The sequence below is a fragment of the Saccharolobus shibatae B12 genome (assembly GCF_019175345.1).
Lineage (GTDB): Archaea > Thermoproteota > Thermoprotei_A > Sulfolobales > Sulfolobaceae > Saccharolobus > Saccharolobus shibatae.
This window is the reverse complement of the sequence record NZ_CP077717.1, coordinates 487151-509044: the sequence shown is the minus strand read 5'-3', so window position 1 is coordinate 509044 and position 21894 is coordinate 487151. Positions and strand designations below refer to the sequence as shown.

The window sequence follows — 21894 nt, the reverse complement described above, 5'->3', positions numbered from 1 at the left end:
TCCTTATAAGCTTAAACCAAATCTTGCATAGTTCAATCTGGTAATATTAATCTATAAACTTTTCGGAAACACTAACGCTCTACTTGCCCCCTAGCTAACTTGAGAAAAGACACCACAAAAACTATTACTAGGTATCATATGCTCCGCCTCTCTACACTCTAAATAATTATCCTAACCGTTTAAACCATACTGTTATGTCTCTTAAGGTATCTATTCATCTCTACTATCGAGGCTTTGTCCTTTTATTACTTCTATTGTATGAAAAGGGTTAAACTTATTAGTTTAACTTATGAGTTAGAACTATGGAAGTTAGGGTAAAGGTTAATAAGAAGGGTATTATAATAATTCCTAAAGCCATAAGAGAAGAGGTCAGAATTAATGAGGGTGATATTGTAGAGATGAGAACAGAGGGGGGTAAGATAATTATTGAGAAAATAGATTTATGGAATAAGGTGTGGAAATGTTGTAAGGGGTCTGCTGAAGATGCTGAAAGGGAATTAGATGAGGAGGAAGAGGAATTTTGGAAAAGAGCGTAATAGTTGATACGTATACTATATTGGCAATGGCATATGGTGAGTTAACAAAGAGAGGAGAAGAGGTTATGTCTGGTATAAGGAGTGGTATATATGAGGGAGTAATCCCTTCTACTGTAGTTTTTGAATTTATTGTGCATTGGCTTAGGAGTAAAATTCCCTCCCTTAAGTCCATAGATGAAGCCAGAACATTTCTTTTCACTTATTTTAAGGTTAATGAGTTGACTTCTGACGATTTTATCGAAAGTGCTAAAATTAAGAAGGAGGGTGACGAAATCTTAGCAAAGGAAATGAATGGAAGAAGGTTAAGTATAGTTGACTCCACAATAATTCATTTGGCCAAGAAATTAGGCGTAGGAATAATAACTGGAGATAAAGATCTCACTCTAGTTGCGAGGAAGTTAGGGGTAGAAATTATTTGGTAATTTTTTAAAAGGTCAAGTGATTCTAGTATTCTATATAGGAATTAGACCGAAAGATCTATTACTGAACGCTATTGCTAATCGCATTTGTGAATAGTATAAATATAAAAAGGTGAACAAAACTATTGATAGTGGTTGCATATAGGTATAAATTATTAATTAATGAGTTCTCTATGTAGATTAAAACCTAATTTGGTTTTTCAAATGCCTTATTAAATTCAAGACCAATTTATAACTATAATCCCTTTTTTTCTTCCCACGATTTCACACTTAGGTTTGCTATAGGCGAAGCGTGTAGTGCCTAGTAGGAGCAAAAAGAGTATAACTTTTATACAAAATACATCCAATTGATTTCCTTTAAGCTCATCATCCGCAATATCGCTTAGATTAAACTTAGCCTTTTTTTCCCAACTATTATGAAAAATATTATAATCTAGGAACCTTAGCTCTCATTCTTTTCCATAAATAATGGTTTCAAAAAAATTATAATTGTTTAAGTATAACTTTTTAATTCGTGTTAGTACTTTGTTGAAAGTTTAAGGACTTAATAGTATATCTAAAGATTAGGACTAGGATTTAAAATATTCATTCCTAATATCATTATCTATTATAAATAACCAGAAATAATGCAAAAATTTTCCGACAATCATCTATGAGAAAGTTTATACATCGTAGATTTTAAAGGACAAGATTTATATTTTATAGGTAATACTAACTTATGCTAAAATCCAGCATACTAGAATTTTACGCAAAATACTATCCTATAATTGCACTCATTAACGCTTTCATTGCTTCATAGATTGCTTAAATTTTCATCAATTCTAATGTTGAATTTGCTTTCAATTAATGCTTGAATTTAAGGAAAATTTATTGGCCTAATATTTAAGAAAATTAAAGGATTCAACAAGGTATATAGGGGGCTATTCCTCATGGGAGAAGAGACTTTAGTTCTCTTAATCCTCATTAAGATAAAATTTTCCATATCCTAGAATTTTCCGTTAGGTGCTAATCATAAATTATAATTTGCGATGAAAGCTTGAATCATCTTAAGATTATATGAGCTTTAATTTATAACCTCGTCTCACTTCAATTCACTTATGGAAGAGTTAATAAAAAAGGCTAGAGAGAAAGGCATTGACGTAGAAGATCTACTGATTAGAGAAATATCTAAGGATGACCCACAAGAAGGAATTAGATTGAGGTTAGAAATTGCCGAAAAATATATGGCAGAAGCGTACGACTACCTAAAGAAAGGTGATCCCATTCAAGCTTCAGAAAAAGCTTACAAGGTCGCAGAAGAAATCGTGAAAGCTTTGGCTGAGAAATTTAAAACAGAAGAATATAGACAAGCTATTGTTGAAGGCAGATGGTATACGTATCTGCTTGCAAGCACCACTAATGACTTGTCAAAGAGAGTAGGTGATTGGATTTCCGATGGATGGAATGCAGGTTATGTCTTACATGTTTGGGGATTCCATGAAGGTAAATTGAGCGTTGATAAGATTATTGTAAACATCGAGAAAATTAAAAAAATGTTAGAAAATGCAAAGAATATATTAATGTCTTGATCTTTACGGAGGTTAGATCAATCTTTTAATAATAATATATATAGGTAGTTGCATACATCGCGCGGCTTCAAGTATAAAAACCTTTTTCATAAAAAAGGCTTTACTGAATCCTTCGATTTTCTTAGATGTTAAACTATACTAGAATTAATTTTCTCCAGATTCAATACTGATTTCATAATATCCTTAACGTTGTGCAGTGTATTTTTGTCCTAAATATTAATTCTATCTCTGCAGTCGCAACGCTGAATAGGATTAATCCCCATAATTGTGGGAACAGCAATCATAGATATACTCTTTTTCTTTAGTAAGTGCAATGTTACAATTTGATTAAACCAATGTTAAGATCTTTAGCAAACCTTATGTGATAGGATGTATCGCAACTCCTACGGTTGCAAACCCAAGTCTGTCAGAGGCGGAGCATGTGTTGCAACTATTATGAAAAGGACTCTAGGACATTATTCTTCTTTTAAGGAACTATTAACTTTATCACTACATTTTTCCTAAAGACATAGTTTTGATGGTATGCCATACTCATAGATATCGAATAAGGTGACTGCAAGAGAACACCCCTAGTAATAATATCAGAGATTGTTAAGTCAAGTGTATAAATGACAAGCTACCATGTGGTCGTTATCAATAGTTCTTAACTGTGGCTCTTTTACTTTACATATGTCTTTCGCAAATGGACATCTGGAAAAGTAAATACAACCTTTTGATTGGTTCTTCGAATCATCTGCCTCTGAAATTTCGAATTCCCTTATTTTAGCTTTATATCCGTTTGATGGTACTGCTTCAATAAGCTTTGTGGTGTATGGGTGGAGCGATTTCATAATCACACTTTTGCTTTTCCCTATTTCAACTAGTTTTCCGTGATATAGTATTGCTATTCTATCAGCCATATATTTAGCTACGGATATGTTGTGTGTGATAAATAGATAAGTTAGATTTTTCTGTATTTGCAAATCTAGTAATAGGTTTAAGATTTGTGCTTGTATTGATACATCTAAGTTGGACGTTGGCTCATCTAATACTATAAATTCTGGGTTGCTAATTAACGCCCTAGCTATTAGTACTCTTTGTCTTTGTCCTCCAGATAACTCATGTGGATATCTCTCCGTAATTGATGGATCTAATCCTACTTGTTCTAGGCTATTGCGGATTTTATTTATTACATTATCCGGATTAGTCAGTAAGGGTTCCCCAACTATATCCTTTATTCTCAATTTTGGGTTCATGCTAGAGTAAGGATCTTGGGGTACCAATTGCATTAGCTTCCTTATTTCCCTCATTTCCTTTTCCTTTAAGCTGGTTATGTCATTTCCCTTAAAGTAAATCTTCCCCTTATCAACTTTAACTAATTTAAGTATGGCTAATCCTAGTGTGGTTTTTCCACTTCCAGACTCACCTAATACTGCCAGAGTCTCTCCTTTACTAATACTCAATGTTACGTTATCTATTGCAATCTTCTTCCCTTCTTTTACCTTATAACTGACTCTTAGGTTTTCTATTTCAACTATAGAGGTGGCATGCGACACTGTGAGACTCACCTATGCTTTTCAATTTAGGTAATTGAGATTTACAAACTGACATTGCCAAATTACACCTCGGGTTAAATGGACAACCTTGAGGTAGTTCAAATATATTTGGAGGAAAGCCTGGTATTGAAGATATTTTACCCTCCCCTTTGAAGTAATTGGGTATTGATGCAACTAGTCCCTTAGTATATGGATTAAGGGGATTCTTAAGTATTTCCTCGGAACTAGCTTCCTCCATGACAATTCCTCCATACATAACAATTACCTTATCACTGATTTGGCTCACTAATGTAATGTCATGGCTTATAAAGATAATCGCCGTTTTATATTCTTCCTTTAGTTCTAATAGCATTTTCAATACTTGTGCTTGAGTTATTACATCTAAGGCTGTAGTAGGCTCATCAGCTATGAGTAGTTTAGGTTTTAATAGATAAGCCATCGCTATCATTATTCTCTGTCTTTCCCCTCCAGAAAGCTGGTACGGATACTTATCTAGAATCTCATTAGGGTTCCTAAAACCAACTTTCTTTAGGGATTCTATTAGTTGCTTCTCATCTCTAACTATCTCGCTTTTATTTACTTTACCGATAAACCAGTGGCTTAAGGTATCTACACTATTTTCATTGGACCTGTTCTTTATTATTTCTACCAATTGCTCCTTAACTTTTATTGTAGGATTTAAGCTTGTCATGGGGTCTTGAAATATCATAAAGATCCCCCTTTTGCCTCTGAATTTATAGAAATCACTTTTGTTTATCCTAGCTAGATCCATCTCTTCGAAAATGATTTTACCTTTTTCAACCCTCGCATTATTAGGCAGCAAACCTATTATGGAGTGGCCTAAGGTTGATTTTCCAGAACCGCTTTCACCAACAATGCCTACGACTTGATTGTAATTGACCTCTAAACTCACTCCTCTCACTGCATATGCAGATTTATTCCCCTTGTAGTAAGTTATCCACAAATTCTCCAATGATAGTAGTTTATTAGACATTTGTCCTCTCACCTAATCTTGGATCCAATATATCTCTTAACCCATCTCCTGCTAATGAGTAGCCTAAGGCCATTAGCGTTATGATTATTGCGGGAAATATTGATGACCACCAGTTTTGTGGAAGTGCTGAGAGGCCATCATAGACCATTCTGCCTAGTTCCGGAGTGGGCGGTGGAGCTCCTAATCCGAAGAACGCTAAAATGGAGTAATTTAATATTATTGTACCCACATCCAACGTAGTATAGACTAATAATAGAGAGACTAGGTGTGGAATTATATGCTTTTTTATTATCTGAAAATTATTTAGCCCGGCTACCTTAGCTAAGGTTATATACGGCATGTTCTTTACTTGCAAGATTTGTGCTCTTACTAACCTAGCGTAAATCGGCCAATTTACAATAGCCAAGGCCAACGCACTTAAATAAAGTCTTAGTGATAGATGGGTACTCCCTAGGATCTCACTTATTGCCAAGGCCAATAATATCCCTGGGAACGCTAAGAATATATCTGTAATTCTCATTAGAGCCTCATCCAATAGTCCACCGAAGAACCCGCTTAAAATCCCTATTATAGTACCTATGACCATGGAGATACCTACGATTAGGAAAGGTATTGAGAAGTCTATACGTAAAGCCGCCAAAGATCTAGTAAAAACATCTCTACCTTCTTGGTCCGTACCGAAGATGTGATTGGAAGAGGGAGGTAAGTTGGCTTGACTGAAATTGAGTTGATTCGGATTATATGGTGTTAGTATGTGCAAATCAGCTGTAGAAATTATTGTTAGGACTAAGAAGGAGAGAATTATAATCAGTCCTACGGTTAAGTTCATATTTTTGGTTATATCCTTTAGGTTCACAGCGCTTCCCTTATCCTAGGATCTAATAATGCATAGGAAATGTCTGCGACGAGATTCGATATTACAACTACAATTGTTATCACAACTGTAGCTGCTATTAACGTTGGTGTATCTAAGTTTAGTAAGCTTTCAGCTACTAAATAACCAATTCCGTAGTAGTTGAAGATGGTCTCCACTACTAGGCTTCCCTGCATTAGACCAGCAAAAATTACACTTATAAGTGTTATAGAGGGTAATAACGCATTCCTTAACGCATGTTTCGTTATTACTATTCTCTCTTTTAGACCTTTAGCTCTAGCAGTCTTTATATAGTCCGTATTTAAGACTTCAAGCATTGAGTTTCTGGTGAGCCTAACTATCCCTCCAAAGCCGAATAGTGTGAGGGCTAAGGCTGGTAATATGGAATGATCTAACGCAGATACGAAAGCTGGAATATCACCTACAAGTAATGAATTCAAAATTGGCATGTTATCTATGAACCAGAAATAATATTTATGCCCTCCTATTTGGATGTAAAACTTACTCTCATGTAAGGCTAGGATCGGATTCAAGTAATATGAAGATGGGAATACGTGAAAGTAATAGGAAAGGGTAAGGAGTAGTAATAATGCTACTATAAATGGGGGTGCACTTCTTGTTATAGTATATACTACTCTTATAGAATTATCTAATAGACCATTAGGACTCAAAGCAGATAAGATTCCTAGTAATATTTCAAGAATTATCTTTAGGATTAAGGCGATAATTGCTAGTTCTATTGTAACCGGTAAGTACTCCTCTATCAATGATATAACTGGGGTTTGATATAATGGTGATATTCCCCAATTTCCAGTAAAGAAATTGCCTAAATAATAGTAAAGCTGGATATACCAGGGTTGATTTAAATGATAAAGCTCAGTTACAATTTGGATTTGTTCTGGTGAGGCTTCCGGGCCCGCCCAAACTGATGCTGGATTAGGAGCTGCGATATTTGCTAAATAAAAAACTATAATAAGTTCAGCCATTATTACTAAGAAAGCCTCAATAACTCTCTTGATTAAGAATTTATAAAAAATCATGTTAAAATTTACACCCCACTATCCTTTCAGTATAAGTCAGCATAGAATAAACCATCTAATCCGGGGCTATACCAGAATCCATGAATACTTGACGATGCTACCGTATAGGCTAAAAAGTCATCTAACCATACGTACTGCGCTTGTGCTAAGGTTAGTAAAGTTATTTCATTATATATATGCTGTAATTGCTGGGGGTTACTGGTTCTTACAGCCTCTACGATTAATTGATTAATTGTACTATTATCTACGAAAGCCGGATTTCCGTGGTGTAATCTAGCTTGAGAGAGTAAGTATATTACTGGGTCTATTGGGCTGAGCACTGGAGGGAAGTTACCGGCTAATTGGAAGGCAGGATATGCTGATGAATTGGGCGGATTTAGATACGATTCTACTATTGTTACTGCGGATTCGGGATTTAGCTGAACTGTTATTCCTATTTGAGCTAGCTGTTGTTGAATCAGTAATGCTTCATCTTGTAGGGCTGTACTACCAGTTTGATAGGTTAAGGTAATTGTTGGGAAAGGTTTTCCATTTGGATTTACTATAGTCCCATTGGGTAGTGTCAATTTGAATCCTGCCTCTTCTAGTAGTTGTATTGAAAGGGAGGGATTGTACGTGTAGCCTATTATTGATGAGTTATAGTATGGTAATGACGGGTCTAAAGGTCCCACATAGTTTATTGCAAAGCCCTTATAGACCTGTTGTTGAATTTGTACAGGATTTATTGCATGTGCTATGGCTAATCTTACTGCTGTTATGTTAAATGGGTATTGATATGCATCTATTGCCAAGAAGTCTATTTGTGCAGAAGGCCCCCAAATATAAATTGTCACATTACCACTGGTATAGGTTGATGGAAACGTCTTTCCATTAATTAGATTCTGAAGTTGTTGCGCAGCAGAGCTACCTATTAGCTCTTGTAAGTTTATCACGTCAATCTGAGAAATTTGCGCTTTCCCTTGCTGTAAGTCTAATATTCTTACTGCCTCGTTAGTTTGATAATCTATAATTATCGTCTTAATCTTAGGTGTCTCCAACATCGGATTTAGATCTTTTGTAGGGACTTTACTTGCCCAATAGTTAGGACTAGCATTTAGCACTACGTAAGATCCTCCTATTGGAGTTTCCAGAACATATGGTCCAGAGCCTAAAGCATGAGTGGAAAGATAAGTGTTAGAAGTGTCAATTTGAACTCCGCCATTTTCGTCAACAAAAACTGGATCTACTATAGCCCCAGTACTTGTGGAAAGTGCAGCTAGAAATGCTGAATATGGGTAATCTAAATTAAACTCTACGGTATATGGATCGATAACTACTACTGCCTGATGAGGATATGACATTACCTTTTGAATTGTGGCATTGCTTACATTAAAATGGGATAAAATATATGCCAAATCATATGCAGCCTGTTCCATAGCGATAGTTTTATTCGATGAAAAATTATATCCAGCGTACTCTAATGCCTGTAGTACACCGTTAGGTAGCATTATTGTACCGTATTTCCCGTTAGGTAGTTTTCCTACAAAACCGAGACCATTATTAACAGCTAAAGCTTGACTAGTATAAATTGATATACCTAAATTAATAAGCATCGTCCTATATATTGAAAACCATACGTCTGTAGCGTTAAGAGGATTACCATTACTGAAAGTAATAAAGGGCCATAGATGGAAGATGTAAGTAGTACCATTGTTCTCTACAGTCCAATTTTCTGCCAAAACCCCAATAAAGGAAGATGTATTAGTCCCATTATAAAATACTAAAGTTTGATAAACATTCTGAATAATTTCCCCACCCGCTATATCATAACTACTTGCCGGATCCACACTTACTGGTGCTGCAGCTTCTTCCACGGTAATACCAGAAGGTGTTGAAACGCTAGTGAGAGGAGATGTTGAGGAAGATGTTGATGATGAGGTGGTTGTAGAGAGAATACTAGAAGAAGTTGTAGTAGTGCTTATGTTATTACTAGATGGGTGATTAGCTAATAATATTCCAACAGCTATTCCAATTACAACAATTACAACAACTATTATTGCAATTAAGGTTCTACTTAAGCCTGTGAATATCTTATGAGACCTCATAAGAGGTGTATCCCCAAAAGTAATAAAAAAACCTTATTTAGATCTTCTTAAAAAACTTTTTAATTATAAAGGACATTAATTAAATTATTTAAAATACTATTGTCGGAAACTTTCTATGTTCTTTCATAAATGTTCATCATGAATTTATATAGAGAAGAGTAAAACTCCTATAATAACAAACATAAGAAAGCCCAATTAGAGATGAAAACTCTTTAATTACTTTTAAGGTAGTACCAAAAGCTAAACAAACTTCTTAACACAATATTCAATGAAGTTAAATGGATAGAATTGCCGAGTAGATTGATAATAAAGGATTAAATTTAAAATATTTTACCGTTATGCTATCTTGTTTGAGGGAAAAAACAGCAGTACTAAATTAGGTATTATAAGGATATCCATTTCTAATATAACTACTCCTATTATTGACGAGTGTCATCACAATATTTAGTTCGATGGTAGTGGCTTACCACACCTTTATCAGAAGAATTCAAACCTAGTCGTCATTTGCTCCAAACAAAGAACGAAAATCCGTTCTCCTCTCCATACCAATCTAATTTGAACTTATGTTCCAAATCCTTCTTTATTTTGCCTTTAAATACTAAAGTATCGATAACTACAAACTTTCCTTTCTCTTTTAACACTCTATAAACCTCATCACTTATCTTAACTCTACCGTCTTTACCAATATTTGATAGAAACATTACACTATATACAGAGTCAAAATAAGTATCTTGATATGATAAAGTGAGTTGATCTTTAAACTCTCCTAACGTTATCCTAGCTTTATCAATCTCAATATTTCTAATTAAATCATTTCTAGAGACCTTTTTCCAATCATCGACTGCGTGAAATTCTGCATCACTCATCAACCTTGATAAGATCACTGTAATTAGACCATTTCCACAGGCTAAATCTAAAATCCTTTTTCCATCTCTTATTAATGGATACAATCTCCTTGCAAGGTAAATCATCTCGTCAATGGATATCCCCATTCTCATTAATGGCTTATATCTAGTGTCAACATTTTCTATTGTAATTCCAATTCTCATGAATTCTGGATGGGTATTGTTAAACATGCTCATTGGATAACTTCTTTCCGGGTATAAAATAAAGATGACTACTAATGATTTAGGAAAAAATTTTTTAGACATGCGTTAGTATTATCATTAATGAATAGAAGAAACTTAATTACAGCAATAATAGGAATTATTGTAATAATAACTGGGGTTATTGTATATGCTACTCATTTTGTAGTGTCTGCTCAACCAATTCCTGCTGGGAAGTTCATTAAGATAAGTAATGTTGACTTAGCCCCAAAGGGTAAGGTGATAATAGTGGAGCAATCTTGGTATGGCTGTCCGGTAGGTGCTGCGGCATCTTGGGCAATATATGATGTTTTGCAACATTATGGTAATTTAAGCTATAAACTATGGTACTCTGACCCATACCGTACCCCAGCTAATATTCCAGGGTTGTTATTCACTAATTTTACGAGTAATTCTATAGTAGATTTTTATATAGCATATGTTTATAATGAATATTTAAATGCCTCATATAATGGAACGCCAATACCTCAAAACGAATTAGTTCCGGTTGGTGAACAGATAATTAAAGAGGAATATACGCAAATGGGTCTACCATCTCAAGTAGCTCAGTACATTATCCAGTACGAAACGCAAGTACCAATACAGCAGTATGGAGAGCCTTCAGCGTTTTATGGTAAACCATCACACTTGAATTTTGCAATATTAATCTCTGGTCCAAATGGTACTTACATTGTGACTACACCAATAGTTAACCCCACAGTTCTTGAAGGATATACGCCGAGTTACGTTCTCAATAATTTAGATCAGTTTCCACAAATCATTCAAGCATCTCAAATGATACAAAATACCATACTAGAAGCTGCGGGACCATTGGCTGGAGAATGCCCAACAATTTAAAAAAGAACTTTTTATATTTAATTAGAAAAATTATTTTTAGTTGATTACCAGTTTTTCCCTTAAATTTCTTTTCTAAGTGCAAGTATACTATTTAATATTCTTCTGGTCTCTGTTTGCTCTTCGATTGACATTTTATCTATGTTTTCAACTACGTAATCTATTAATTCCTCCACTCTATCACAAGCTTCACAGTCTATACATCTTTTACATTCCTCTGAAAGAGATAAAATTTGAGAATATATTTTCTTCAAGTCAACAAGATTCATCAAATATATAATATTCTCTCGGTAGTAAATAAACTTTTAATTTCTCCTAAGGAGTTTGTTGTTTGATGGATTATGGATTATTGAGCTTAATGTTACTTTTTACCTTACTATTTGCATTCATCTTAACTAGGTTAAAGGTCTCACCAGTTATTGCTTACCTTTTAGGTGGGCTAATTGCTTTCAATTATTTTCATTTTGATTTTAACTCCTCGTATTTTGAAATACTGAACTTTCTAGCCTTAAACTTATTGGCATTTGAGATCGGTACGTCCTTCGATATTTCAAGAGCTAAGGAGCTATTTAGAAGGGCTATAGGAATTGCATTAACCGAGTTAATACTCATCTTGCTAATCTCTTATTTCATTGGCCTTTATTTACTCCATCTAGATCCCTTTGGTTCACTATTTCTCGTAATGGCCTCAATAGATACTAGTACTTCCATTCTATACAAGATAGCTGGAAATAAACTTGCCAAGAATGATAGGGATTTGTTAATAGCAGTTGCCTCAGTAGAGGATGTTGAAGTTTTCTTCTTATATTCTATTGCAATAGCCATTAACGGTTCCTTTAACTTTTTCAGAACATTTTTTGTAGTCCTAGAAGTTTTCATAGCTTCCCTAATTATTTACGCGTTTGCGAAGTATTTTCTAACCGGATTATCGATATTTAAACTCACTAGTTTGGAAGATGAGAGCATTTTGATATTATTGCCAATCGTTCTAGTATTTGTATTCGAGTACATTTCACAAGTTACTCAAGTTCCAACTACCTTAACCATGATCCTAGCTGGTATAGCTTTTTCATCAGTTAGTGGTAGTGAGAAGATAATAAAATATACTGCACCCATAAGGGAATTTGCTTTGATTTTCTTTTTCCTTTCAGTGGGGAGTTATTTGAAAATTACTACGGCCATAACTACGTTTATTCTAATATCCTTCATAATTCTTGTAATAAAGTATTTTTCATTCAGTACGGCATCTTGGGTTACAGGGACTACTTTCGTTAAGGCGTTTACTAATGGTCTATACATGTTGCCATTAAGCGAATTCGGAATAATAGTATCGTTACAAGCTATACAACAAGGTGTGGATATTGCCATAGTCTACTACATCTCGGTAGTAGTAGTATTAGTGTCCTCAATCATTGCATCAATTTTAGCTGTAAGAGTAAACGTTCTTCAAAGAGTTGTTGGTCTAGTTTATTCCCGTTCATACTTTTTAAGACAGCTTGATTCCACAATAGTATGGCTTAACAAGACGCTTAACTCAAGTCTCTCACCAATATTGAGATCAGTGGTGTTTAGGGGATTTGTGAAGATGTTTCTATATTTAATTCTACCTTATGTACTATTTCCTATCATAAACAGTCTAGTAACGAGTATAATAGATCCCATAAATAATTTAATTCTACAATATGTGCTTTACGCAGGAGAAATAGCCATTGCTCTTTTCCTTCTATATTTGTTTCTATCAGAGGGCTCACGATTATATTCTACAATCAATAATCAAATTTTAGTTAAAATAGCCAAGATAAGGAGCAGACTATTTAGGGAGTTCTGGTTTGGACTAACTTCATTCTCTTCAACCTTCTATAGTGTAATACTTACCATTGTCTATATTACTTTCGAAATAATTCCTCTACTATACAACTTCCCCATAAGACTTATGTTCATCCCTCTCCTAGTAAGCTTATACTTCATATATAGATATAGGGTTCCTCCCATAACCTTTACGCGTATAAGTAATAAAAATGGAGAGAAATTAGTAAAGCTTAGTGTGAAAGTTATCAAAAGAATGAGAAAAAAGAGGAGGCCCAAGGAAATATCAAGAATAATACATAGTTAATCTGACATAGGAAATTTTCATGATATTAGTGCAATCATAATAGATTAATGATTAATTACTATCAAGTAATCTCACACTATAACTTTCTTATTATTTAGTTATTCTCCCTGAAATATTAAATTGCTTTAAACCGCCATTGAGTTTATGGAGTGAGCTTGATAGATGTTTTAGGAATATTACTGTTATAATTGGAAGGGATACGTAAGCTATAAACACCGCTTGCCATGCCGATGTTGTTAAGAATACCAGATTGCTTACTTCTATAGACTCAGCTAGCAAGACTGGTATTGACACACAACAAGATGCTCCAGCTATAATACCAATTAGTGGAATGAAGGCAAGGTACCCTAATTTTTTATTTAAAGAGATAAGTGTAACTAAACTAGATGTTACTAAAATAGCTATATAGAGACCCATTGATATACTATATAGAGAAAGGTCAATAACTATGTTAGGCGGTATGAAGGCGGTTATGGTTGGGTTAAAAATCAATGATAAACCTAAGTTGGTTAAACTAGGTGAACTGCCAAAGGGAGTACTAAATAGGGAGACAAAGGCTGTTTGAGGATAGGACAGTGTGGGTTTGTAAATATAAGTTAGCAACTCGACTATAGCTATACTATAAACTATGTAATGAGTTATTAGATAAGAGAAGAAAATCCCCCATTTTGTACCTTTCCTTTTATATAATCTCATAACTTGAAGTTCTCCTCTTAATATTGTATTAAAGAGTAGATATGTTAAAAATGTCCAGAAAGTAACTATTGGGATTAGTTCATTAAATGGGAACATATAAGTTAATACTAGGCTCATGACTATTGGGATTATTGAAAGAAAATATAACTTCATAAATAAAAATAAGTGAGAAGGGATTAAAATTATTTTATCAAACTCAACAATTGACTTATGGATGGCATTGAAGTAGAGGCAGTTGCTACATAGCTGATATAATATACCTTACCTCCATTAAGGATATAAAGAGATTCCGAAAGTCCGTGAGAGTAATATGATATTATATTGCTCCCATATTGTTCAATATTTCCTAGAGAGTTAGCGTAAAAGAAGTTCTGTGCTAGAGAAGATGATGGGAAGGAGTATTGGGTGATAACCAATACATCTCCTTGAGAATCTATTAAAATTTCGGTCATTGTATTATTCCCAGTGTAATAATTCTGGACGCTCCAACTTCCACCTAGAGCCTTACTTACTGCACTAGTTGATATGAAGGGATTCCGTCCAGTGAGAACACCAGATGAGAACACTAATAACACTATCACTGCTATTATTGTTATTGGTACTATAATTTTACCTTTTTTCATTACTCTCTCCTAATACTATACTATCTAAAAGCTATTTAATAAACTTTTCTCCTTAATCATAAAAATTAGTATAACTTCCTTAATTATTAATGTTTATCGATTTTGAGAGAACATAAATGGAGTGGATCTAACTTGATAATTCATATTTATTAAAATAATTATATTAAATAGAAATAAAAAAGTGATTAACTTTAGTTTATTCTTGATAATACAATTTATAAACAAGGTAGATAATTGACGCGAAAAGTAACAAATCAGCTGAAGCTAGTACACCAGTTATAAATTGATAGGTTGACATGATAAACATTTCATATGTTACTATAATTGCAAATAATAAATCCAAAATTAATGCAACGTAGTAATAGTTTATTGTGTTTACTGCCCTTCTAGTAGTTTGAACTCCCGATGTAGCTCTAAATTTAACTGATAAGAACACTATACTCCCCATGAAAACTGCAAAAACACCACCGGCCGCTATATAAGTTACACTCCATAATGTTTGCACATATGTTGTTATTGGACTTTGTGTAAGATACGATAAATTTCCGAAATCTCCTATCCATAAAAAGAAAAAGAAGAATGCCAATATCGTAACAATCCACAGCGCATAATCTTTAGGAGTAAGTGTCTTATTAGAACTCATATTAGCCCACCACTATCAAGGTTCCTTTCATTAAGTAATGCCCGGGACCGCAAAATTCCGCACACCATATATCATACACTCCAGGCTTATTGACTACTATATAGAAATCATATACATATCCCGGTATTGCTTCAAACTTAAACCCTAATTGTGGTATATAAAATGCGTGAATTACATCCTTAGAAGTGATTTCGAGTAAGTAGGTCTGATTAGCCTTTAATACCAATTCATCGGTTGTAGTAGTACCATTAGGATATACGAACTCCCAGGCATATTGCATACCTATTACTTTAATTGGAATAGCATCTTGTCTTTGAGTAGTTGATAGATAAGCTCCAGTATTAATTGAATTTAGATAGATATCTGAAAAAACACCTAGGACTGTTAAAATTACAATTGCAAACACTATGGTTGATAATTCAAATATTCTGGCTTTTTCCAATCCCCATCACCATATTTATGAAAATCGAGATTGAAAACAAAACTAAAGAAACACCTAAAAATTGACCTATTAAAAATTGGTTAATTATTGGATTATTTGAGAGTACTGACACCTCATATAGAGAGTATATTAGCCCACCTAGTATCGAGGTATTTATTAACAGTACTGCTAGCCCACTTAATATCCTCCTCTCCTTATACTCAATTACTATACCTCCATCAGTTAATGGAGAACTCTGCCACCTAGCCAACACTCTAGGTTGAGCAACATATCTTAATAATGGCCAAATCACTGCAAAACAAACTAGGAAAATAATACCGTCAACCTCAGCTCCTATCGGTCCAATATCTCTTCCAGGTGTTAAAGCCGCCCAAACACTATTAACTATAAAGCTCACAATAAAACCACTACCTATTGCAATAGACGCTGGCCTTAATGCTGGGTGTGGAGCCTTATGCCTAAATATGTATTCCTCAATAAATGGAAATAGCACAGTAACTATAACCCAGCCTAGGAATATTAGAGAGGCATTAGTTGGACTTACTGCCTTGTAGAAGAAGTAAATGAATAGGAAGTACCAATCAGGGACTGGTGGAGTTTGCGCAGCTTCCACTGGGTTAAATGCAGGCATTATATATTTAGGAGTACCACCGGTAATAGCAATGTTAAATGGTATCGCTCCGGCTATCAGAAATATCGCACCAAAGGTTAGTAGGAATATCATTATCACCATCCCTATAGACCTCATTAATGGTTGAAGTTCCCATTTGGGATCAGACCTTATCTTATCCTGGTATTCGTCTATCAGCTCGGGGTAGCCGGGCTTAACTTGAGATACTGGTGGAGTTATGCCATGTTTTTCAAATATGTAAAGATGTAGTCCTATAAGCGCTAGTATTAATCCACCTACTATCCAGTGAAACACGAAGAATCTTTGCACTAGAGGATCCACACCAGACATTATACCGGGTTGATCGGGATTTACTACAGTAAATAGCGAAATTAGATAACCTAAGTTAAGTGGCATGTATGAGAATAAGTTCAGCCCAGTAGTTGTTGCAACCCATGAAATCAAGTTGTAAGGTAGTGAATATCCTAAATAAGCCTCAGTTAATGTTAAGCCAGCTAATCCAGCTCCAACCACCCACATTATTTCTCTTGGTTGTCTATAAGCTCCTACAAAGAAGTTTCTGGTCATGTGAACTAACAATAAGAAGACCATGGCGTAAGCTCCCCAGCTATGAAGACTAAATAATAAGGCACCGTAAGGTACTTTACTTATTAAATAAGTGGTTGACGTGTATGGATCGCTTGGCGTATAGTAAAGTGCAACTAAAGCACCAGTTATTACTTCGAGTATGAACGCTGATAATACCAGCCCTCCCAGCCAATAATCTATCGAGTAAGCATATCTAGGCGCAGGTCTTAAAGTATGCCCATAAATTCCTAACCTATCATCTAACCATTTCATAAATCTATCGAATAAACCAGCCTTTTGCTCATCTACCATGCTAACCACCCTTGCTGCAAGACGGATTAGAGGGTACGCTATAGTCATATCTAGGATCGTAAAGCAAGTTATCAGATGGGGTAGTTCTGGGTATTGATGCACTAAAATAAGGAGCATTAGTGCCTACTGCGTATATGTCACCAGAACTCTGATCATATTCTAATAGTATTATAGGGAGAGGCCTTGGAGCTGGTCCCCCAATAACTACACCACCCTTGGCTAGCAAGTACAAGGAACCGTGGCATGGGCAATGAAGGACTGAATTTTGAATATCCAAACCTGGATTATTTTCAGAAGTTACTAGAACTTGTGCAGGGAGTTGGCAACCCAGATGCACACAAACATCAGAGAACGCGTAAATGGAGTTATTTGGACCTACACCATTTATGGTCTTTATTTGCCCTAGTGGACCCGCATATTGCCCATAGTATGGATTTGGTATTTCTGGAACTGATTGACCTAAAAGCACTTGCAAGTCAACTAGGAAACAAGGTTCATTGGTTAATGGATAAGCGAAGAAGTAGACTGGACATCCAGAACTTAACTGTTGCTGTATATCTTTAATATTAGCTATCTTATATTTTGGAAATCCAGCTAATCCATCAGTATTATTTGCCACTAAGTATTGCTTTGACATGGTACCTAATTCATTGTAGAAGTATCCTACGTAATCCGCTAATGGCTTTATTAAAGGGGCTATTGCAACTGCAGCTCCTACTATTAAATATAGTCTCAAGAATGTCCTTCTGTTCATCACTCTAATATACCTTAATAAGGTATTTAAGTTTTATCATATAACATTATTAACTTATGTTTACATTCTTTAATATAGAATATGATTATGATACTCTACATAAGGTAATAAATTTATAAATCTTAGTTACAAGAATTTAGCATATGAAAGCACAGTCCTCTATTCTGCCCGTAATCGTTGGAATCCTAGTTGCAATAATAGCAGTAGGAGTTTCAGTGTATGCCTATTATGAATATCAAATACTCTCAGCGCCTACTCCTACAGCTACTAGTACCTCCACTTCAACTTCAAGCCAAATTCCACTAAAATATGACTCTACAAATAAAACAGTATTTTTAACAATTGCCGTTTTAACGAGTGGACCAACTTTCAATTTTAATGGTACTAGCAATGGACAACTGAAAATTTATATCCCTGCAGGATGGTCAGTTTACGTGAATTATATAAACGAACAATCTCTACCTCATAACCTGGCACTTTTACAAAACACTACCGCAACACCTAACAACGCGGATGTTGAGCAGTTCGGCAAAATATTATATATCGTTGGCGCCACTATCAGCAATTACGAAACTGCCGGAATTTCAAGTGGGCAAAAGGTTAGTGGATTGTGGGGACCATTAAATGCCGGCATGTACATGTTGGTTTGTGGTATCTTAGGACACGCTGAAAGTGGAATGTGGGCGGTAGTTATTGTTTCATCAAACGTGACTACTCCTTATGCTACAACAAGTTAGGTAGATAAGAAACATATGTTTTTTATTTAATAATCTAAGTAACTCTATATTGATTAGGTTAGTTGGCTTTTAATAGAAAGATTTAAAAAATAAAATTTTAACACTTATTATGATGAACATAAAAAGAGTTTTAAAAGTAGCATTATACACAACAAGTGCAAGTGATATTGGACAAATGTATATAACACTGGGTATAATTGCACTATTAGCAGGTGCGGTAAACGCAGCACTTATCAGATATCAACTAACTTATCAAACCTTAAGTGCTGTAGATTATTATAACGCTGTATCACTACATGGTATCTTCATGATATTCTTCATGGTAATGCCCATTTCAGTGGGATTCGCAAATTACCTAATACCTAGGATGATTGGCGCTCATGATTTATACTGGCCTAGAATTAATGCGCTATCCTTTTGGATTTTAGTTCCCGCAGTTTTCTTAGCGCTCATAGCCCCTTGGTTCGGGCCTGTCAATACAGGTTGGTATATGTACGCTCCTCTTTCTGTTGAGACATCAGTGAATTATGGGTTAGGTGTAACGTTAGTCGAGATTGCCCTTATATTATCAGGTATTTCATCAACGCTAACAGGAGTTAATTTCCTTATGACTATTATAAAACTGAAGAAAATACCGTACTTTAAGATGTCCTTATTTACGTGGTCATTCTTCGCCACTGCGATATTATTAGTGGTCGCAATGCCTCCATTAACTGCAGGATTAGTTTTCGCCTATCTGGAAAGATTGTGGAATTTACCGTTCTTTGATCAGGCTTTAGGTGGAAGTCCAGTATTATGGCAAAACTTGTTCTGGTTCTTTGGACATCCCGAGGTGTACATATTAATGTTACCTGCAATGGGGCTAGTTGGTGAGATCTTGCCTAGAATGGTCGGTAGGCAAATTTACGGTTACAAAGCATTGGCACTATCGTCAATGGCCATAGCATTTCTAAGCGTACTAGGAGTATGGATGCACCACATGTTCACAGCTATTGATAATACAGTAGCACAAATAGTGTCATCTGCAACAACAATGGCAATTGCAGTGCCTTCTGGAGTAAAGGTATTCAACTGGACTGCGACTTTATATGGTGGAGAGATAAAATATAAGGCACCCGCAATTTTAGTAATATCATTTATAGCCATATTTTTGGTTGGAGGAATCACTGGAGTGTTCTTTCCATTAGTACCACTAGATTATGCATTTAATGGTACCTATTTAGTAGTAGGACATTTCCATTATATGGTATTTGCAATACTATTTGCGTTATTAGCTGGTTTGATTTATTATTTCCCTTACTTTACTGGTAAGTGGTACCACGAGGATATAGTGAAAAGCGGAACTATAATGATAGTAGCTGGTGCATTCCTAATAGCTACTGGCATGGTTATTGATGGGGTCCTAGGAATGCCTAGAAGATACGCTGCAGTTCCATCACCAATATACATTCCATTTCAGCAAATGATTGATGTTGGAGGAGTGTTAATGGGGATAGGGTTAATAATGGCATTTGGGGATTTGTTATACTCATGGATAAAGGGTAAGGTTGTAGAGACAATAGATCCTTGGAACGCCGTACAGATAGGTTTACCAGATTTCTACATTAAACCAGTAAAATTACCATTAAGTTTTGGTAAGTCATTAGATGGTAGTTTTGATGAGGAATATCACGGGATTAGTTTCCCCTACTATAGTATTCTGGGAATTATGCTATCGTTTATACCTTTGGGTTTCATGTTTATGTTCATCAACTTAATACCAATTGGTATACTATTAGTACTAATATTTATGAGCACTGGAATATATTGGGCATATGATCAATGGTTTAAACAAATACCTCCATCAATGCAACTTGACGGAGGTTCACCAGTATCCGCTGGTAGTGTAAATAATGGAATCGCTTTAACACCATCATTAGGAACTATCATAATGAGGGATGCTAGGTCTGCAGTATTATGGTTTATATTAGCTGAGATATGCCTATTCGGATCCTTTATAGGAGGATATATGTTTGTGGCGAGTCCAATTACTAATCCGATAGCATACGCAAATGTACCGCCATTAAGAGTTGAGTACTTCCCGTTGCCAGTAATAATGACAGTTATACTGCTTTCAAGTTCCATACCAGCACATTTAGCATATGAAGAATTTAAGAAAGGAAATATGAAGATGTTTAAGGCTCTAGGGATACTAACTGCGGTAATGGGATTCACGTTCTTAATGGGACAAGTTTACGAGTTTACGCATGTAATACACTTTACCCCACAACAATCAGCGTTTACAGCGTTTTTCTTTAGCACAGTAAGTTTACACGGATTCCACGTAATCATGGGATTGGTAGTATGGGCATTTGTGCTATTAAGGGCTTATAAGGGAGTGACACCCTATGGTGGTTCAGTCGCGGCAACGTACTATTGGCACTTTGTAGATGCCATATGGGTCGTAGTATTCAGTACGTTCTACCTTCATCTCTTCGTATAAGGTGAAAAAGTGAATAATTATTTTTTTATAGCAGTTCTTATTTTCTGTACCTTTCTTATCGTGGTTTCTGTTAATCCATTTACAGAGGAGTACATGTTTGTTAATCCGATACCCTATATGTTAGCTCATTATTCACTTTTTGGGGCTGGTATTCTTCTTTCATATTTTATCATAAGGAGGAAAATTGTGGATAAAAGTATAGCTGTTACAGTTGGGGCTTCGACAGCTTTCCTATGGCATTATCCATATTTCTTTAATTTAGGAACTGAAATCTTATCCATACGAGTGATTGAGGAGATATCCTTATTAATTGGAGGTCTAATGATAGGTTCTTCTCTAAAGGAACTTAGCAGAAACTTTAAGGTTCTTCTTTTAGCCCTATGGATGATAGGAGATAGTATACTTTCATTAATATTAATGATAAGTCCATCGCTTTATACTGCTGTATATACTCCTCAAGAACTAGAGTATGTAGGTATAATAATGTTCCTAATGATGAACCTAATTGCAGTGTATATATTGTTAACCTACATAAATAATTTATTAAGAGATGAGAAGGATGTTGTTAATGAAGACTATCAGAGAAATACCTATCCCAAGAATGAGCACTAAATCGAGTTTAGCATATTTATAAAGAACGTATATTAAACCTAAAACACTAACCTTTATTAGAAGGAATACCACAATGAAAATCGGAAATGGTAGTGATGAATATAACGCGTTTATTATTGGATTACTTTCCATAAGTCCCCTAGATAATCCCAGTGCTGTAGTTATAACGTCAAGCATCATAAAAGTTGTTAGCGGTACTAAAAGGGTTTTCATAAGATAATATTTTAATTTTTACTTAAAAAGACTATATGTATTTTTATGTACTGTTATGTGCAACTGTGTGCAATTGTAT

General features: G+C 35.0%; 23 protein-coding genes. 9 read left to right on the top strand and 14 right to left on the bottom strand.

The annotated features are described in order from the left end of the window. Positions 1-302 precede the first annotated feature (302 nt). The 3 genes from J5U23_RS02940 to J5U23_RS02930 all read left to right on the top strand — a co-directional run bounded on the left by J5U23_RS02940 (position 303) and on the right by J5U23_RS02930 (position 2523). Positions 303-536: an AbrB/MazE/SpoVT family DNA-binding domain-containing protein gene (locus tag J5U23_RS02940; RefSeq protein WP_218266910.1), complete on the top strand. Its 234-nt coding sequence runs from the start codon at positions 303-305 to the stop codon at positions 534-536. Continuing rightward, the gene (locus J5U23_RS02935) at positions 521-958 is read left to right on the top strand and encodes a PIN domain-containing protein (RefSeq protein ID WP_218259381.1); all 438 of its coding nucleotides are present in this window, start codon (positions 521-523) and stop codon (positions 956-958) included. The genes J5U23_RS02940 and J5U23_RS02935 overlap by 16 nt, the downstream gene beginning before the upstream one ends. 1094 nt (positions 959-2052) lie before the next feature. After that, positions 2053-2523, top strand: coding sequence for a PaREP1 family protein (locus J5U23_RS02930; RefSeq protein ID WP_218266909.1), 471 nt, complete (start codon positions 2053-2055; stop codon positions 2521-2523). Between the two features lie 596 nt (positions 2524-3119). Here the strand turns inward: J5U23_RS02930 and J5U23_RS02925 are convergent. The 6 genes from J5U23_RS02925 to J5U23_RS02900 form a co-directional block, all read right to left on the bottom strand. Beyond that, positions 3120-4058, bottom strand: coding sequence for an ABC transporter ATP-binding protein (locus tag J5U23_RS02925; RefSeq protein WP_218266908.1), 939 nt, complete (start codon positions 4056-4058; stop codon positions 3120-3122). Beyond that, a complete protein-coding gene (locus J5U23_RS02920) occupies positions 4033-5052 on the bottom strand; it encodes an ABC transporter ATP-binding protein (RefSeq protein WP_218266907.1) in 1020 nt (339 codons plus the stop codon). Before J5U23_RS02920 ends, J5U23_RS02925 begins: the two co-directional genes overlap by 26 nt. Next, positions 5045-5908 carry an ABC transporter permease gene (locus J5U23_RS02915; RefSeq protein ID WP_218266906.1) on the bottom strand — a complete coding sequence of 288 codons (864 nt, stop codon included), beginning with the start codon at positions 5906-5908 and terminating at the stop codon, positions 5045-5047. The genes J5U23_RS02920 and J5U23_RS02915 overlap by 8 nt, the downstream gene beginning before the upstream one ends. After that, a complete protein-coding gene (locus J5U23_RS02910; RefSeq protein ID WP_218266905.1) occupies positions 5905-6966 on the bottom strand; it encodes an ABC transporter permease in 1062 nt (353 codons plus the stop codon). The genes J5U23_RS02915 and J5U23_RS02910 overlap by 4 nt, the downstream gene beginning before the upstream one ends. Positions 6967-6992: 26 nt before the next feature. Further along, positions 6993-9050, bottom strand: a complete 2058-nt coding sequence (locus tag J5U23_RS02905) for an ABC transporter substrate-binding protein (RefSeq protein ID WP_218266904.1) — start codon at positions 9048-9050, stop codon at positions 6993-6995. 500 nt (positions 9051-9550) lie between these two features. After that, the gene (locus J5U23_RS02900) at positions 9551-10132 is read right to left on the bottom strand and encodes a class I SAM-dependent methyltransferase (protein WP_218266903.1); all 582 of its coding nucleotides are present in this window, start codon (positions 10130-10132) and stop codon (positions 9551-9553) included. An 87-nt stretch (positions 10133-10219) separates the two neighbouring features. Here J5U23_RS02900 and J5U23_RS02895 point away from each other — a divergent pair, with 87 nt between their 5' ends. Further along, a complete protein-coding gene (locus tag J5U23_RS02895; RefSeq protein ID WP_218266902.1) occupies positions 10220-10993 on the top strand; it encodes a DUF929 domain-containing protein in 774 nt (257 codons plus the stop codon). Positions 10994-11052: 59 nt separating this feature from the next. Here the strand turns inward: J5U23_RS02895 and J5U23_RS02890 are convergent, their stop codons facing one another. Further along, positions 11053-11259, bottom strand: coding sequence for a hypothetical protein (locus tag J5U23_RS02890; RefSeq protein ID WP_218259376.1), 207 nt, complete (start codon positions 11257-11259; stop codon positions 11053-11055). Positions 11260-11324: 65 nt separating this feature from the next. Here J5U23_RS02890 and J5U23_RS02885 point away from each other — a divergent pair, with 65 nt between their 5' ends. After that, entirely contained in the window at positions 11325-13103 is a 1779-nt protein-coding gene (locus J5U23_RS02885; RefSeq protein ID WP_218266901.1) for a cation:proton antiporter, read from the top strand. A gap of 90 nt (positions 13104-13193) precedes the next feature. Here the strand turns inward: J5U23_RS02885 and J5U23_RS02880 are convergent, their stop codons facing one another. The 6 genes from J5U23_RS02880 to J5U23_RS02855 form a co-directional block, all read right to left on the bottom strand. Further along, positions 13194-13952, bottom strand: a complete 759-nt coding sequence (locus tag J5U23_RS02880; protein ID WP_218266900.1) for a hypothetical protein — start codon at positions 13950-13952, stop codon at positions 13194-13196. Between the two features lie 29 nt (positions 13953-13981). After that, positions 13982-14422 (bottom strand): hypothetical protein, encoded by a 441-nt coding sequence (locus J5U23_RS02875; RefSeq protein ID WP_218266899.1) that lies wholly within the window; start codon positions 14420-14422, stop codon positions 13982-13984. 196 nt (positions 14423-14618) lie between these two features. Then, positions 14619-15065 carry a quinol oxidase subunit 2 gene (locus J5U23_RS02870; protein WP_218266898.1) on the bottom strand — a complete coding sequence of 149 codons (447 nt, stop codon included), beginning with the start codon at positions 15063-15065 and terminating at the stop codon, positions 14619-14621. A 1-nt stretch (position 15066) separates the two neighbouring features. Then, positions 15067-15507 carry a cytochrome c oxidase subunit II gene (locus tag J5U23_RS02865; protein ID WP_218266897.1) on the bottom strand — a complete coding sequence of 147 codons (441 nt, stop codon included), beginning with the start codon at positions 15505-15507 and terminating at the stop codon, positions 15067-15069. Beyond that, a complete protein-coding gene (locus J5U23_RS02860) occupies positions 15485-17017 on the bottom strand; it encodes a cytochrome b (RefSeq protein WP_218266896.1) in 1533 nt (510 codons plus the stop codon). The genes J5U23_RS02865 and J5U23_RS02860 overlap by 23 nt, the downstream gene beginning before the upstream one ends. A 1-nt stretch (position 17018) precedes the next feature. Beyond that, positions 17019-17774, bottom strand: a complete 756-nt coding sequence (locus J5U23_RS02855; protein ID WP_218266895.1) for a Rieske 2Fe-2S domain-containing protein — start codon at positions 17772-17774, stop codon at positions 17019-17021. A gap of 140 nt (positions 17775-17914) precedes the next feature. Here J5U23_RS02855 and J5U23_RS02850 point away from each other — a divergent pair, with 140 nt between their 5' ends. From J5U23_RS02850 to J5U23_RS02840, 3 genes are all read left to right on the top strand, one after another. Beyond that, complete coding sequence (locus tag J5U23_RS02850) at positions 17915-18508, top strand: sulfocyanin (RefSeq protein ID WP_218266894.1); 594 nt, start codon at positions 17915-17917, stop codon at positions 18506-18508. A gap of 112 nt (positions 18509-18620) precedes the next feature. Next, complete coding sequence (locus J5U23_RS02845; protein WP_218267482.1) at positions 18621-20990, top strand: cbb3-type cytochrome c oxidase subunit I; 2370 nt, start codon at positions 18621-18623, stop codon at positions 20988-20990. Positions 20991-20999: 9 nt separating this feature from the next. After that, on the top strand, positions 21000-21602 hold the full coding sequence (locus tag J5U23_RS02840) for a DUF1404 domain-containing protein (RefSeq protein ID WP_218266893.1): 603 nt from the start codon (positions 21000-21002) through the stop codon (positions 21600-21602). Here J5U23_RS02840 and J5U23_RS15615 read toward each other — a convergent pair. Then, entirely contained in the window at positions 21534-21734 is a 201-nt protein-coding gene (locus tag J5U23_RS15615; protein WP_240781186.1) for a hypothetical protein, read from the bottom strand. The genes J5U23_RS02840 and J5U23_RS15615 overlap by 69 nt on opposite strands. On the opposite strand from J5U23_RS15615, the gene J5U23_RS15645 reads away from it, so the two are divergent. Next, positions 21676-21822, top strand: a complete 147-nt coding sequence (locus J5U23_RS15645) for a hypothetical protein (RefSeq protein WP_218266892.1) — start codon at positions 21676-21678, stop codon at positions 21820-21822. The two genes, J5U23_RS15615 and J5U23_RS15645, sit on opposite strands and share 59 nt — an antisense overlap. Positions 21823-21894: the final 72 nt, after the last annotated feature.

Excerpts from the sequence above, each read along its gene's own strand:
- J5U23_RS02885 (WP_218266901.1), top strand. The coding sequence starts at position 11,325 with ATGGATTATGGATTATTGAGCTTAATGTTACTTTTTACCTTACTATTT.
- J5U23_RS02845 (WP_218267482.1), top strand. The coding sequence starts at position 18,621 with ATGAACATAAAAAGAGTTTTAAAAGTAGCATTATACACAACAAGTGCA.
- J5U23_RS02910 (WP_218266905.1), bottom strand. The coding sequence starts at position 6,966 with ATGATTTTTTATAAATTCTTAATCAAGAGAGTTATTGAGGCTTTCTTA.
- J5U23_RS02930 (WP_218266909.1), top strand. The coding sequence starts at position 2,053 with ATGGAAGAGTTAATAAAAAAGGCTAGAGAGAAAGGCATTGACGTAGAA.
- J5U23_RS15645 (WP_218266892.1), top strand. The coding sequence starts at position 21,676 with ATGAAAATCGGAAATGGTAGTGATGAATATAACGCGTTTATTATTGGA.
- J5U23_RS02850 (WP_218266894.1), top strand. The coding sequence starts at position 17,915 with ATGAAAGCACAGTCCTCTATTCTGCCCGTAATCGTTGGAATCCTAGTT.
- J5U23_RS02875 (WP_218266899.1), bottom strand. The coding sequence starts at position 14,422 with ATGAAAAAAGGTAAAATTATAGTACCAATAACAATAATAGCAGTGATA.
- J5U23_RS02905 (WP_218266904.1), bottom strand. The coding sequence starts at position 9,050 with ATGAGGTCTCATAAGATATTCACAGGCTTAAGTAGAACCTTAATTGCA.
- J5U23_RS02940 (WP_218266910.1), top strand. The coding sequence starts at position 303 with ATGGAAGTTAGGGTAAAGGTTAATAAGAAGGGTATTATAATAATTCCT.
- J5U23_RS02920 (WP_218266907.1), bottom strand. The coding sequence starts at position 5,052 with ATGTCTAATAAACTACTATCATTGGAGAATTTGTGGATAACTTACTAC.
- J5U23_RS02895 (WP_218266902.1), top strand. The coding sequence starts at position 10,220 with ATGAATAGAAGAAACTTAATTACAGCAATAATAGGAATTATTGTAATA.
- J5U23_RS02860 (WP_218266896.1), bottom strand. The coding sequence starts at position 17,017 with ATGGTAGATGAGCAAAAGGCTGGTTTATTCGATAGATTTATGAAATGG.
- J5U23_RS02870 (WP_218266898.1), bottom strand. The coding sequence starts at position 15,065 with ATGAGTTCTAATAAGACACTTACTCCTAAAGATTATGCGCTGTGGATT.
- J5U23_RS15615 (WP_240781186.1), bottom strand. The coding sequence starts at position 21,734 with ATGGAAAGTAATCCAATAATAAACGCGTTATATTCATCACTACCATTT.
- J5U23_RS02900 (WP_218266903.1), bottom strand. The coding sequence starts at position 10,132 with ATGAGCATGTTTAACAATACCCATCCAGAATTCATGAGAATTGGAATT.
- J5U23_RS02880 (WP_218266900.1), bottom strand. The coding sequence starts at position 13,952 with ATGAAGTTATATTTTCTTTCAATAATCCCAATAGTCATGAGCCTAGTA.
- J5U23_RS02890 (WP_218259376.1), bottom strand. The coding sequence starts at position 11,259 with ATGAATCTTGTTGACTTGAAGAAAATATATTCTCAAATTTTATCTCTT.